This window comes from Gimesia chilikensis, assembly GCF_007744075.1.
GTDB lineage: Bacteria > Planctomycetota > Planctomycetia > Planctomycetales > Planctomycetaceae > Gimesia > Gimesia chilikensis_A.
In genome coordinates this window covers 6,854,296-6,867,360 of the sequence record NZ_CP036266.1, presented here as the reverse complement: position 1 = coordinate 6,867,360, position 13,065 = coordinate 6,854,296, and the positions used below count along the sequence as shown (strand labels likewise).

General features: G+C 52.3%; 13 protein-coding genes. 5 read left to right on the top strand and 8 right to left on the bottom strand.

The genetic code is table 11. The annotated features are described in order from the left end of the window. The first annotated feature begins 55 nt into the window (after positions 1-55). The 3 genes from HG66A1_RS25965 (at position 56) to HG66A1_RS25955 (ending at position 2,687) form a co-directional block, all read left to right on the top strand. The gene (locus tag HG66A1_RS25965) at positions 56-802 is read left to right on the top strand and encodes a hypothetical protein (protein WP_228030239.1); all 747 of its coding nucleotides are present in this window, start codon (positions 56-58) and stop codon (positions 800-802) included. A 128-nt stretch (positions 803-930) separates the two neighbouring features. Continuing rightward, the gene (locus tag HG66A1_RS25960; protein ID WP_145191104.1) at positions 931-2,193 is read left to right on the top strand and encodes a pyridoxal phosphate-dependent aminotransferase; all 1,263 of its coding nucleotides are present in this window, start codon (positions 931-933) and stop codon (positions 2,191-2,193) included. A gap of 68 nt (positions 2,194-2,261) precedes the next feature. Further along, positions 2,262-2,687, top strand: coding sequence for a VanZ family protein (locus HG66A1_RS25955; protein ID WP_145191101.1), 426 nt, complete (start codon positions 2,262-2,264; stop codon positions 2,685-2,687). Positions 2,688-2,699: 12 nt separating this feature from the next. Here HG66A1_RS25955 and zwf read toward each other — a convergent pair whose 3' ends face one another. Together zwf and ispG are read right to left on the bottom strand one after the other, a co-directional pair. After that, a complete protein-coding gene (zwf, locus tag HG66A1_RS25950; RefSeq protein WP_145191098.1) occupies positions 2,700-4,259 on the bottom strand; it encodes a glucose-6-phosphate dehydrogenase in 1,560 nt (519 codons plus the stop codon). A 68-nt stretch (positions 4,260-4,327) separates the two neighbouring features. Further along, a complete protein-coding gene (gene ispG, locus HG66A1_RS25945) occupies positions 4,328-5,473 on the bottom strand; it encodes a (E)-4-hydroxy-3-methylbut-2-enyl-diphosphate synthase (protein ID WP_145191096.1) in 1,146 nt (381 codons plus the stop codon). 207 nt (positions 5,474-5,680) lie between these two features. Between ispG and HG66A1_RS25940 the strand changes: the two genes are divergently transcribed. Next, entirely contained in the window at positions 5,681-7,144 is a 1,464-nt protein-coding gene (locus tag HG66A1_RS25940; protein ID WP_145191093.1) for a tetratricopeptide repeat protein, read from the top strand. A 79-nt stretch (positions 7,145-7,223) separates the two neighbouring features. Further along, positions 7,224-7,619: a PQQ-binding-like beta-propeller repeat protein gene (locus tag HG66A1_RS25935; RefSeq protein WP_145191090.1), complete on the top strand. Its 396-nt coding sequence runs from the start codon at positions 7,224-7,226 to the stop codon at positions 7,617-7,619. Positions 7,620-7,649: 30 nt separating this feature from the next. Here the strand turns inward: HG66A1_RS25935 and HG66A1_RS25930 are convergent, their stop codons facing one another. The 6 genes from HG66A1_RS25930 to HG66A1_RS25905 all read right to left on the bottom strand — a co-directional run bounded on the left by HG66A1_RS25930 (position 7,650) and on the right by HG66A1_RS25905 (position 13,043). Continuing rightward, complete coding sequence (locus HG66A1_RS25930) at positions 7,650-8,711, bottom strand: GNAT family N-acetyltransferase (RefSeq protein ID WP_145191088.1); 1,062 nt, start codon at positions 8,709-8,711, stop codon at positions 7,650-7,652. Between the two features lie 140 nt (positions 8,712-8,851). Beyond that, on the bottom strand, positions 8,852-9,268 hold the full coding sequence (locus HG66A1_RS25925) for a (deoxy)nucleoside triphosphate pyrophosphohydrolase (protein WP_197996807.1): 417 nt from the start codon (positions 9,266-9,268) through the stop codon (positions 8,852-8,854). A gap of 24 nt (positions 9,269-9,292) precedes the next feature. Beyond that, on the bottom strand, positions 9,293-10,306 hold the full coding sequence (locus tag HG66A1_RS25920) for a PIN/TRAM domain-containing protein (RefSeq protein WP_145191082.1): 1,014 nt from the start codon (positions 10,304-10,306) through the stop codon (positions 9,293-9,295). Positions 10,307-11,034: 728 nt separating this feature from the next. Further along, on the bottom strand, positions 11,035-11,547 hold the full coding sequence (locus tag HG66A1_RS25915; protein ID WP_145191080.1) for an ExbD/TolR family protein: 513 nt from the start codon (positions 11,545-11,547) through the stop codon (positions 11,035-11,037). A 56-nt stretch (positions 11,548-11,603) separates the two neighbouring features. After that, positions 11,604-12,074, bottom strand: coding sequence for an ExbD/TolR family protein (locus HG66A1_RS25910; RefSeq protein ID WP_145191077.1), 471 nt, complete (start codon positions 12,072-12,074; stop codon positions 11,604-11,606). Positions 12,075-12,146: 72 nt separating this feature from the next. Next, a complete protein-coding gene (locus HG66A1_RS25905) occupies positions 12,147-13,043 on the bottom strand; it encodes a MotA/TolQ/ExbB proton channel family protein (protein WP_145191074.1) in 897 nt (298 codons plus the stop codon). Between the last annotated feature and the right edge of the window lie 22 nt (positions 13,044-13,065).

The following is a 13,065-nucleotide window of genomic DNA, read 5'->3' as shown; positions in this document are numbered from 1 at the left end:
AATCTCGGACCCTGACTGGGCTCGTGCTGCTAATATACAAGATGATAGAACGATTATGCACCCTTACAGTATGCTGTCCGACGATTATTTCGTGAACCTGAATTTATGCACGGAAATGACGCTGCCTTCCTCACGGGATACAGTACTGAATTTTTTTGAGCGGGTGCAGAAATCGTTTCCCTCGATGCGCAATTTTTATAACCGGGGAGAAAACGGCTTCATTCTGGAGGAAGATAAGGAAGAGGTCGGCCAGCAGCGGTGGATGTCCCTGGAAACGCAACGGGTCTGCAGTGGCTATTTTAATCCCAATGACCCGGACGACTGCCTCACTCAACATCAGCTCATGCTGGAGCTAGTGCCCTATATGTTGTCAGTCAGTCCGCTCGACTGTGAGGCACTCGACTATATCGTCGGATTTGATTTTTCCTATCGGGGAAATCACGACGCGCTGGTCGCGGAAGCGCTGGGAGCAAATCAGGCAGTGGACAGCCTGTTGCAGATTCCCGGTTCCCGGGCATTGAATTATGAACCTTCGATTACCCTCAGCCTGGATGACTCCTGTCGCTGCCAGGCACGCCTGATGATCGAAACCCGTACGAACGCCTACCAGGTCCGCCGTGACGATTTTCCTGACGAACAGATCTCGGTGTTCTTTACCCTCAGGCAGTACGGTAGCCTGTCGGCAGACACCCGTCTCGAAGACACCATGTATGATCTGAAAGCCAAATCGGATCAGTTGATGAAAGACTATGTGATCGATCAGGTTCTGCGTCCGCTGGCGCAGGCGATCTCAACGAAATAACGCGCGTGAAATAAAGTCAGTTTCAGAGAATGGGGGCCGAACCAGTTTCAAAAAACGGGCGCCCCCTTTAAAGTAGTCAGCATTGAGAACACTTCCGGAATAACTTCAACCTCAAAGGGGATTCTTTCGTGGCTTTACAATTAAGTGATTTTGCTCAGTCTCTTACCGTGGAAACCGCCTTCAGTGTTCTGGCAATTGCGAAACAACTCAAAGCGCAAGGCAAAGATGTTGTGGAACTGGAAGTGGGAGACAGCCCCTTTGACAGTACCGCTTCCGCGAAGGCCACCGGAATTGAAGCCATTCAGAATAACCAGTCGCACTATTGTGCCTCTCCGGGGATTCCCGAGTTCCGTCAGGCGGCTGCCGATTTCGTCTCCCGTGAGTTTCAGGTTGATGCCAAGCCGGAAAATATTGTTGTCGGGCCAGGGGCTAAGGTCTTCGAACAGTTCTTCTGTGAAGCTTTTCTGAACCCCGGGGACGGCGTACTCGTTTTCAGTCCCTACTTCCCGACCTATCTGCCAAACATTGAACGCCGCGGCGCGCGGATGGTGCTCTCCGACCTGAAGCAGGAGAATGAGTTCCGACCCGATCTGGCTGACATTGAGAAATTCATCAATGAAGACCCTGCTCCCAAAGCAATCTTCCTGAACTCACCTCACAATCCTACCGGCGGTGTGATTGAGGAATCTGATCTGAAAGCGATTGCCGACCTGATTCGTGGCAAGAACATTGCCGTCTTCAGCGATGAGCCTTACTGTCATATGGTCTGGCAGGGCAAACATCATTCGATCCTGGCACAGCCTGGAATGATGGATCAGTGTGTGTCTGCTTACACCTTTTCGAAATCTTACAGCATGAGTGGCTGGCGGCTTGGGTTCTGCGTCGCTTCAGAAGAGGTCGCGACCTCCATCGGCAAAATGGTCAACACCACCCTCTCCTGTACTCCCCCCATCGTACAGCTGGCGGGAGCAGCAGCGCTGAACAAGGATTCGCAGGAACGCGATGAGGTCATGTTGAAGTTCCGCGAAAAAGTCGTGCTGCTGACCAACAAGCTGAATGAGATCGAGCATTTTCATGCCCTCGATCCCCATGCCACATTTTATGTGTTCGTGAACGTTGCTCCCGTCTGTAACGAACTGGGAATCACAAGCCATGGTCTGGCTCTCTATCTGTTACAAGGCGCCGATGATGATTTCGGTATCGCGTGTCTGGGAGGCGAATGTTTTGGCGAAGCCGGTCATGGATTCCTGCGGTTCAGCTGTGCGGAACCCAACGATCGTCTGGAACAGGCCATCGACTTCATTCCGGAAGCGCTCTCCCGCAAAGATCGAATCGCCAGCTATCTGGAAGCACATCCGGAAGCACGACAGAAAGCCCCCTATAAGGTTTGATTCCAGATGAAGATGATCTGTCTGCAGGGGATTCGGTAACAGTTGACACTCGATTGGGCAGGGAAGTGATGCATCGTTATCAACTTTTGGTTCGTACGCTGCTGATTCTATACTTGATGGTGCTGTTTACCGCGACTCACGTCCCTTTGAAAAAAGGGACGATCCCCCAGGGAACCGATGTGCCCCTGCATTTTATCGCTTACGCAGGGCTGGCGTTTCTACTGACCTGGTGGCTGTCACTGCGCTGGGATCGACTGTCCCTGAAGCGTCTGCTGTTGATCGTAGTGGGCGTGAGCCTGTTTGGAATTGTTGATGAGATGTTACAGGGTATCCCAGTATTAAAACGGGAACCGAGCGTCAAGGACTGGGTTGCTGATACGCTGGGAGCCGTCCTGGGAGTCGTACTGTACCTGCTGCTCTCAAAGCCACTGCAGGTACTGAAGCAAAAGTTAGCGGGACCGCAGGAGTCAGAGCTGACTGACTCCGCGGATTAACGATGCGTCTGCTTATTCCTTCTTGCTTGTAGAAGGGGTTCGCCAGCGTCGGCCTGATTTGCTCAACAGGTTTGTTGCACCTGAGGGGCCCCAGGTACCTGCATAATAAGGTTCTGGTGTATGATCACCTTTCTCCCACTGGTCGAGTACGGGGGTGACGAATTTCCAGGCAGCCTCCAGTTCGTCACTACGGGTAAACAGCGTGGAGTCGCCGCGGAGTACATCCATTAGCAGTCGCTCGTATGCTTCGGGCAGACTTTTGTGATAGGCGTCTTCAAAGGCAAAGTCCATGGTGACCGGCTGGATCTGATACTGCATCCCGGGCCGCTTCGTTGAAAACTTCATCGAGATCGACTCTTTGGGCTGAATGCGGAAGATCAGTTCGTTCGGCTTGCGTTCAACCAGCGAACAGATGTCGCCATCACATTCAACGGTCGTAAACAGGTTCATCGGCGGGTGTTTGAACTGGATGGCAATTTCACTGACACGTTCCGGCAGTCGTTTGCCGGTGCGTAGATAGAAGGGCACCCCTTCCCAACGCCAGTTCTCAACCATGACTTCCATCGCTACGAATGTTTCCCGACGGGAGTCGGCGGGAACACGTTCTTCTTCACGATAACCGGGAACAGCCTGTCCGAATGACTGGCCGGCCGTGTATTGACCGGCAATCGCCCAATCGGAGATCGGGCCTTTCGATCCGGGGGCCAGCGTTTTTAACACTTTCAGTTTTTCATCGCGAATTTCTTCGCCACTGAACAGGGCCGGCGGTTCCATGGCGATCAGACAGAGCAGTTGCAGCACGTGATTCTGTAACACATCCCGCAGGGCCCCCGAGCGATCGTAATAACCGCCTCGGCCATGTTCGATCCCCTGTGACTCCGCTACGGTGATCTGAACATGGTCGACATGATTACGGTTCAACAGCGGTTCAAAGATCGAGTTACTCAACCGGAAGAGCAGAATGTTCTGCACGGTCTCTTTACCCAGGTAATGGTCGATGCGGTAGATCTGATCTTCGCTGAGCAGTTCACTTAACTGGGTACTGAGCTCCTGGGCCGATTCCAGATCGTGACCGAATGGTTTTTCAATGACGACCCGCAACCACTCTTCGCTCGTATTTTTGGGAACCATCCCTGCGCGGGAGAGTGCCTGCACGGAGGGATAAAACAGTGAAGGGGCCGTGGCCAGGTAGGCAACCCGTTTCGAAATCGTGTCCCCTAAGGTTTCCCGTTCGACCGCTTCGATCGTGTCTTTGAGGTGGACGTGATCGCTCTCGTCTGTGATATCGACTTCCCGGTAGTAGAGCCGTTTCGAAAACTGTTCCCATTTTTCATCGGTGACTGTCCCGGTGCGGGTGAACTGTGAGACGGTGTCGCGCTGTTCGTTGCGGAACTCTTCATCCGTCTTAGAGCGACGTGCCAGACCAATGATCGGCAGATTTTCACAGAGGTAACCTTCACTCCACAGATCATAGAGTGATGGAATTAACTTACGGGCGGTCAAATCGCCTGAGGCTCCGAAGATAAGAATGGTTGCGGTGGTCAGATCGTTCGAAGAGTTTGAATTGGCCATGATGGACGTTCATGCCTTCCGGGAAGAAAGATTGGAAAAATGAGCAATATGTGTCGCGCGCGTTGAGTTTAAATCTGGGCCGTCTGTTCTTCAATCAGGGCATCCAGTTCGCTTTTGAGTCGCGGCAGAATCTCATCATAGGAGTAGCGTCCCAGAGATTCACTCCCTTTTTTGAGATTCACATAATTCGGACCACACCAGAGTCCCAGGTCGGCATCATCGGTTTCGCCCGGTCCATTTACGCGACAGCCCATCACGGCAATCGTCAGCTTGTGGTCTTTGGCGTACTCGGTCATCTTCTTGACGTCAGCCGCCAGGTCGACGAAAACTTCATTCTCTACCCGGGAGCAACTGGGGCAGCTGATGATGTTCAGCCCCTTCAGATCAAAGTCGACTACCGTTCGTACCCGGCCTTCCGCGATGTCTTTCAGAATCGCGCGGCCGGCTTCGATTTCTTCCCCCTTACGGTCGTTGGGGACAGTTAGCGAAACGCGAATCGTGTCGCCAATCCCTTTGCTGATCAGCTGTTCGAAAGCCATGCGGGTCTTGATGATCCCGTCGGGGGGCATCCCGGCTTCGGTGACGCCCAGGTGCAGCGGGATATCGGGCCGCTGTGCAGCGAAACGGGTGTTAACTTCAACGACTTTTGCGGGATCCGAATCTTTCAGAGAGACACAGAAGCGAGTGAAGTCGATCGATTCCAGAAACGTACAGTGATCCAGGGCGCTTTCCAGCATAGGCGAGATCGAGTCTGCAGGATCGTACTTTTCCAGCTTGGCAGGGTCGACCGAGCCACAGTTGACTCCGACGCGGAGTGCACAATCATTGTCGCGGGCAATTTCGGCAATGAAGCGGACTTTATCCTGCCAGGGTTTTTCCGGTTCGTGGTGATACAGGTGCCCCGGATTGTAGCGGAGTTTATTCACGTATGGGGCTATGACTTCCGCCAGACGGTAGTTCTCCTGCAGGTCCACGCTGATGGGAACTGTTGTCTGCTTGCGAATCTCGATCAGGGCGGCTGCTTCGCGACGATTATCGACGGCCACACGCACGATGTCCGCCCCTGCCTCTTCCAGGGAGTGAATCTGGGCAACAGTGGCATCGATGTTGCTGGTCTTGGTCGCTGTCATACTCTGGACGGCGATCGGATTCGCGTTGCCGATGACAGCTGAGCCAATTTTCACTTCTCTGGTCGGGTTACGTGGTAACTGCAAGTGACAGGTTCCTTTAAGGTTAAATCAAAGTTCAAGACAGGATTGTAGTCCCCGGATTGTAAAAGATCGGGAGCACGACGTCCATTCATGAAAATGGCGGAAAATCAATTGGGATTGACAGATTTTCAATGTCGATTTACAAGCCTTCGCAGGATTAATTGCATTTTATGCAACAGGTATGGATACACAAAGTAGGTGATAGCAAAAATGAAGCGTCAGATTGCAGGGATGCTGGTCGGTTTCTTTCTGGTAAGTGGATGTGGTGCTGAGTCGCAACCAGCTGCACAGCAAGCAGTTAAATCAGATGAAGCACAATCCGTGGAGCAAAAGCAGGCTGCGCAGCAGGACACCGCCGCCGTGAAACCGGAGGCCGGTGCGAAGCCAGTCGAGACACCATCTGCCTCTGAACCTGCGGTACAGCAGGCGTCTGTCGATCAGGCCGCTCAGAAGAAAGCGGAAGAGCTGTTCCTGCAGGCACGTGCCTTGATTAAACAGGGCAAGCTGCCTGACGCGACGCGGGTACTCAACTCGGCCATTACGCTGAATCCCCAGGTCGCCAAATACTATTTCCATCGAGGCAGCGCCTGGGCAGACCTGAAGCAGGACGCCAATGCCATCGTGGACTTGACCAAAGCCATCGACATGCAGCCTGGAGTTGCCCAGTATTATTATACGCGGGCACTGTTTTTCATGACCCGGGGCGGCGGACAGCTCGCGTTGAACGATTTCACCAAAGCGATCGAACTCAAGCCCGACAGTCACCATGCTTACAATAACCGTGGGTTGCTCTTCGCGACGTCTGGCAAGCTCAAGGAAGCCCGTGCTGATTTCGAGCAGGTGCTCAAGATCAAACCGGACAGCCTGGACGCCATGAACAACCTGGGATTCACACTGATGAATCTGGGTGAGGGTGATGAGGCGATTAAGATCTTAAACAAAGTCATCCAGGAAAACCCGAAGTATCTGAACGCTTATGATAACCGGGGACTGGCCTGGCAGAAGCAGGAAAAATACGACAAGGCGATTGCCGATTTCACAAAGGCAATTGAACTCAGCCCACAGAACCAGAAGTTCTATCGTCAACGGATGACGGCTTATGAGTCAGCGGGTGACAAGAAAAAAGCAGACGCGGACAAACAGAAGCTGGTCTGGTTACAGCAACTGGCTGCCATCAATGAGCAGCTGGTTAAGGATCCGGAAAATACCGAGTTGCTGCTGGAACGGGCACAGTTCTTTCTCGCTTCAGAAGAACGCGAATCTGCCATGCAGGATTACGCGAAGATCGTCGAACTGACCCAGGATACCGGCCGCGGTTACCTGATTCGGGGCGCACTCTATCTTGAAGAGAAAGAGCTGGATCGTTGTATTCAGGAATGTTCGCGTTCCATCAAAATCCAGCCGAATCCCGAGGCTTATTCAGTCCGCGGCGATGCCTTCATGCAACGGGGCGATCTCGATCATGCTTTGCGCGATTTTGAACGTGCCCGCCGGATTGACGAAGTCGTCGCCCAGGCATATCTGAAACGCTCTGAAAATTACAAGAAGCAGGGCAAGCATAAACTGGCGGCTGAAGATTTCGAACGTGCAGTTGCCATCGATCCTTCCCTGGGACCGGAAAAGCTGAATAAAGAGAAAACGGCTGCAAAACCCGTGATCCGTCCCATCGATTAATCCGTTCTCAGAGTGGCTTCGACAACGGCAGAAAATCGGGAGCCAGACCTGTTTCACAACTCAATCAGGAACTGTTCCCATGAGTGGCGGATTTCTGGATGACAATGCGTTCTCCGATCAGAGACCACGCAGAACCGACTCTTACGAGATCAACGATCTGCTCTTCCTCGGATTCAACTCGCGTGTTCTGGCATTAGACCGAGACACCGGTGCTCTGATCTGGAGCTGGAAAGCGCCTAAAGGTCGCTCCGGCTATGTTGCGGTCATGGTGGATGAAGAACAGCTGTTTGTCTCCATTGATGGATACACTTACTGTCTCGATCCCTTCAGTGGGAATCAGCTCTGGTTCAATGGCCTCAAAGGCTTCGGTTATGGTATCCCCACCCTGGCGACTGCTGGTAACCATACCAACTCGGCCGGGGCCGCCGAAATGCGAGCCCGCGAACAGCGCAGACGGAACAATAACGCACAATAACCAGTTTGTGACTGCTAAGACTGTGGCTGCTTAAGACAGCAGCTCGGCGTTGGTCAGATGCCAGTGTTCCGGGTCGAGGATCGTATCCTTCTGTAAATCAGAGAACTGAGGGTTCTGATATACGAAGACCTGAGTCGCCGACTTGCGTTGGAAAAATCCGAAGCGCGATAACAGCTTCCCGATTTCCTGTCGACCGAAATAATTCATGACGATCGAATCCATCCCGATCTGTCGGCACTGCTGAATAAAAGCAGCCAGCATGGTCTTGAGAGTCGATTCATCTTTGTAGAAGAAGTCCTGAATCCCGGCAGCGTGGTCTCCGTTTCTGCCTGTCTCGCCGATCACATACACGATGTATCCCAGCAGTTCCTGCTCTCTGTTTTCCAGTGTCATAATCTGGAATCGGGAAGTCGGCTCCTGGCAGAAACGCCATTCCAGAAATTCACGCGTCCGTTCTACTGTGATCAAATCCTGTGAATGCCGAGTGAACAGATCATGAAACCGTTCATCAAAGGGGGCTTCAAAATTGGTGTTGAGTCGCGGTGACAGGAACGTTCGAGACTCCAGTGAATAGAGACGCAGCCCCAGATCAACAAAGGTGGCTGCTCCTTTTCTCACTAGCGGGTTTGAGATTTTATTTTTGAGCTTATACTCGCTTCGCAGCGGCATTACCCAGTGCTGGAAGGTGCCGACTTTTTTGTAGCGACAGCGCTGGAACACGGCAGCGGCGGTTTCCGTCATACCGTACACGAACTTGAAGTCGGTTTCCGGAAGATGCGAAACCAATGCTCGTTGCAACTTGATGGCAGCCTGGGCAGAGCGATGTTCGGGATCAATGTTAATCGCCTCGGCCTGACCAAAATATAGAGGCTCTCCCTGATAATTCATACGTCGGCTGAGCAGCCCCGTAGAACCGATCAGCTTCCCGGCTCCTTCTTCCCGGGCGAGCCAGCAGTAGTTTTGCCCGAAGGGATTCTGTCGATGCGACCAGTCGAACCACTGGGAATCATTTTTATCAAAATTCCGATTAATCAGGGAAATCAGTTCTTCCTGATCGTCACTCGGTTGTGCCTGAGTGATTGAATAGCCCATTCTATTCCAGCCCGCTTCAGATAGGGATTAATACCATTGAGGTGTTTAAATACGACTCTGAAGTTTAGGCCATGGAACGGCCTTGTCAAATCGGATCTGACGGGTGGAATTCCACTAGCGAGGCGTAAATTCAGTAGTTGTCAGCTGCGAACGTAGGCGTTGATCAGCAGATCGATCAGCGGCGCATTTGCGGCGGGAAAATTTAAGGCGGGCAGTTCCTCAGCCGGGATCCAACGGAACCCTTTCAGGTCTTCTGTGAGCAGATGAGCGGGCACAGCTGGTTCCGGGTGACATAACCAGAAATGCAACAACACGTCTGCATGATCGTACGCGTGTTCGACGTAGAGCAGTTCCTCCGCGGGGCGAACAGAAAGCCCCGTCTCTTCAAGACACTCTCGGGCGGCGCAGACGTCCGGGGCTTCCCCGGGTTCACATTTCCCCCCTGGAAACTCATGATGCCCTGCGAGAGTTGTCGAGTGATCACGTACACCGATCAGGAACTGCCGCTGGTGTTCCACAACGGCAATTCCGATCCGGTTCGTTTTGCGCTCATTCATAACAGACATCCGCTGTGAATGGGGTTAGCGGCTTTCGGTGACGCGGCCAAAGATCATGCGGCCGGCACTGCTCTGCAGCACACTGGTTACCACGGCATCCACGTCGCGTCCCACCAGGTGATTGGCCTGTTCGCAGACCACCATCGTTCCGTCGTCCAGGTAACCCACACCCTGTCCCTGGGATTCCCCTTCCTTGATGATTTTCAACTGGATGTGTTCCCCAGGCAGGTAACGCGGTTTCAGCGAGTTGGCGACATCGTTCAGGTTGATGACATCGACCCCCTGCACACTGGCGACCTTGTTGAGGTTGAAGTCGTTAGTCACAACTCTTCCCCCCAGTTTTTTCGCTGCCACCACCAGTCGCTGATCGACGGTGAGTCCCTTTTCTTTTTCTGTCTCTTTGGCATCGTACATTGAGATGTCGACGTTCGGATTATTCTGCAAGGCAGAAAGAATATCCAGGCCGCGACGGCCCCGGACACGCCGGACTTTGTCACTGCTATCGGCAATATCCTGAACCTCTTTCAGGATGAAGTCAGGAACTACCATTTCTGAGTCAAGGATCTTGGTTTCCACAACGTCGGCAATACGACCATCAATCAGGGCGCTACTGTCCAGCACCAGGGGACGGCCCCCCTTCAGTTCCCGTGAGAACTCAACGTAAGGCACGATGAAACGGAAATCGTCCTTCGTCTGTAAGAGAAACGATATACACAGGTAGGGGAGCGTCAGCGTCGAGATCATCACCACACCTTCCCCCCATGGCGTTTTGGAAATTACCGGGCTTAATGCCTGGATCAGCAGATAGCTGAGCAGAACGCCGACCAGCAGGCCGAAATAAATGGCAGACATCACCTCGATTCGCTTCTGGCTGATGAGCAGGTCCAGGCAGGTGACGCCCTGGGTCAACATCATAAGCAGCACAAATGCGATCAGGGGGTACTGATCCACGGGGCTGGGCGGGTTAGAGCTGACGTACGTTGCGATGGCTCCCGCACAGACAAAGGCGTAGAGCACTCGAATACTGATTAACAACATTGGTATTAGGTCACTTCAGGTATAAGGCAAACTTCTAGTTAGTTGTTCCCTATGACTCCTGAACGCTGACACGCATCGCATACTTCCACATCCGGGGACTGTTCGACAGCCTGGGGTGTAGATCCAGAAACATTCCTGAACTCTGAAACGGGTGTAAGACATCCAGAGAGTTTGGGAATGATTTTGAGTCGGTGATCAGAGTGGTTGAATCAATGCAGTTGATTAATCAACTCGTCTGAAGAACGCATCCGGTGGGAAGGATCTCGTAGAAGATCCCTGTCCTGAGGGGTGCAATCTGTTCGTGAATGGGCCGGTTGGTGCTGGTTCATTTTCAATGCAGGACCTCGTCACTTCCTTCATCAAATTTTGTAGAAACCAATAAAAGTTCTTCAACAGGCATCCCGGTAACAGATACCGAGGCAACAAAATCATTGTGTGATCTCCCAAACACACAACATGCTGCAGCTTGTTTCCGGCTGGTGAGCCGGCATAGATCAAGCTGTTATTATAAACCTTACGCCCGTATTACGGGTTAAGGATGATCGTACACTATAGCCTAACCCCAGATTACCTGCTACTGAAAAAGATTCGGTTAGAACCGTTTCCTGCATGAATTTCAGGTGTGGCTTGAGTTGGACATTGGTGTCATTAAAAAAGAGAGTCGCCACCAATGAAAAAATGCTCACAGATTTGGATATCTGTAAGCATTTTAGCGAAAAATTCTCTGCTTAACTGCCCGCCGCGGGACCACCGACGGGAGGGGCAAATTTGATCTTTTCAATATAACGAATGATATGCTTGCCCGAAGAATCGAGCCGCCCTGTGCAGGCACTGACGGCCTTCAGGGTGTATTCGTAATGCAGGTTGTAGTCAGCTTCGATCTCGACTTCCATATCCTTGGTGATCGGGTTACCCGGTTTGCCGATGATCTTCAAAATCTCATGATTCAGACCGGCAAAGACATTGGGACCGTTACCCAGATTGACCTGACCCAGACGGATCGTATTCAGCGAGCCATCTTCATTGGCGACCAGGCGAACTTTGATATCCGGGAAAATATTCGGGTCTTCAGCCGGAGTATTACTGTCCGTGATCGGCATGTTGACGTTGAAATCCCCTTCGGGTTCAACAATGTTCAGCGTCAGCATGAAGAAGATCAACAGCTGGAAAACCACGTCAATCATCGGCGCCATCTGGGGCTCGATTTTTTCTGCTTCCCGGCCTGAGCTGCGTAACTTCATAGGAACCTGTTCCTGTTATTGAATACTTGCATGCATTGATGCGTTGAAAGATAGCGTTATTGAATCTTCTGCGTCGCCTTGAAGGCAAACTTAGTGAAACCGTTCTCCTGGGCGAGCTTGATCAAATCCTGAACCAGCCCCGTTTTAACGAGCGCATCAGCCCGCAGAATCACAGGTACCTCTTTGGGATCCTGGTTCTTCTGCTTGTAGATACGGGCTTCCTGTTCCAGTTTAGGGCCGAATTTCAGTACTGGAATTGGTTCACCGTTATAAAAAATATAGGCTTCGGGGTCGGTAATTTCTCCTTGAGAATTACGTTCGAAGCCAATGTTCAGAACCAGTTCATCAGCGGCTTTGACTTCGGGCGGTTTGGCCAGGGAGTCGGAAGGGAGTTTCACCCGTTCGTCTGCCTGGATCTGCTCGAAGTTGGTAATCACCATGAAGAATGCAATGAGCTGAAAGACGATGTCGATCATGGGGGTCATGTCAACGTCAGCCACAGCCGGCTTCTTTGATTTGATTTTCATCGGTTCACTCTTTTCTCCGACAGAAGTCACTGCTCAGTTTAAGAGACAGTGACTCTGCTGGAAATTAGCGGTTTATTTACTGCTGGAAGAGAAACGGTTCATCAGGCTTTCGCTGATCATGCCGACTTCCAGTGAGAAGCGGGCAACCCGGTTTCGCAACAGGCTGTAGAAAATCATCGCGGGAATCGCAACGGTCAGACCTTCCAGTGTGGTAAACAGAGCGGTCGAAATACCGTCAGCCAGTTCGGAAGGTTTGGGGGAAGTTGCCGAGTTAGCGATGGTCTGGAAGCTCAAAATCATACCATACACCGTACCCATCAGTCCGATCATGGGAGCGATGGCACCAATCAGAGCCAGGTAGCTCAGCTTGTGTTCCATAGCCATGTTTTCGTCTTCGCCGACTTCCTGCATCCCTTCGACGGCTTCTGAGTAACCCTGGTTCAGTTTGCTCAGGCCCGCTGCCAGTACGCGGGCGACGAATGAGTCATCGCTTTTTGCCAGCTCGAAGGCTCCCTGGTAATCTTTGTTATTCAGCTTTTCTTCAAAGGCACCGATCAGATCAGGTGGCATCAGGTTGTCGCGACGAATCGAAAGTACGTTAGCCATGATCAAGGCAACCATCAGGAAGGACAGCAGCAACAGGATCAGACCGAAGAAACCGGAAGCGCGAATCATCCAGGACAGGAAGCTTTCAGAGGCAGCAGCAGGTGCGGGACCGTTGGCAGCAGGCTGAGCTCCACCGGCTGCAGGTGCTTCGCCAGCAGGGGCTTCTCCAGCCGCGGGTGCTTCACCAGCGGGGGCTTCGTTAGCGGCAGGTGCTTCACCGGCAGGAGCAGCTTCATCCTGGTATGCAAAGCTGCGGGCGGTCAGCCCCAGCGGTGTCATCAGGACGGCTAGCAGTAAAAACAGGCTCAGGCTGCGGTAAGTCAGTGAAGTCTGATTCCGTTCCAAGGAATTCCCCATCATCATCGTTGTGTTCTCCGGTCTACTG

Excerpts from the sequence above, each read along its gene's own strand:
- HG66A1_RS25965 (WP_228030239.1), top strand. The coding sequence starts at position 56 with ATGCACCCTTACAGTATGCTGTCCGACGATTATTTCGTGAACCTGAAT.
- HG66A1_RS25955 (WP_145191101.1), top strand. The coding sequence starts at position 2,262 with ATGCATCGTTATCAACTTTTGGTTCGTACGCTGCTGATTCTATACTTG.
- zwf (WP_145191098.1), bottom strand. The coding sequence starts at position 4,259 with ATGGCCAATTCAAACTCTTCGAACGATCTGACCACCGCAACCATTCTT.
- HG66A1_RS25940 (WP_145191093.1), top strand. The coding sequence starts at position 5,681 with ATGAAGCGTCAGATTGCAGGGATGCTGGTCGGTTTCTTTCTGGTAAGT.
- HG66A1_RS25935 (WP_145191090.1), top strand. The coding sequence starts at position 7,224 with ATGAGTGGCGGATTTCTGGATGACAATGCGTTCTCCGATCAGAGACCA.
- HG66A1_RS25930 (WP_145191088.1), bottom strand. The coding sequence starts at position 8,711 with ATGGGCTATTCAATCACTCAGGCACAACCGAGTGACGATCAGGAAGAA.
- HG66A1_RS25925 (WP_197996807.1), bottom strand. The coding sequence starts at position 9,268 with ATGAATGAGCGCAAAACGAACCGGATCGGAATTGCCGTTGTGGAACAC.
- HG66A1_RS25920 (WP_145191082.1), bottom strand. The coding sequence starts at position 10,306 with ATGTTGTTAATCAGTATTCGAGTGCTCTACGCCTTTGTCTGTGCGGGA.
- HG66A1_RS25915 (WP_145191080.1), bottom strand. The coding sequence starts at position 11,547 with ATGAAGTTACGCAGCTCAGGCCGGGAAGCAGAAAAAATCGAGCCCCAG.
- HG66A1_RS25910 (WP_145191077.1), bottom strand. The coding sequence starts at position 12,074 with ATGAAAATCAAATCAAAGAAGCCGGCTGTGGCTGACGTTGACATGACC.
- HG66A1_RS25905 (WP_145191074.1), bottom strand. The coding sequence starts at position 13,043 with ATGATGATGGGGAATTCCTTGGAACGGAATCAGACTTCACTGACTTAC.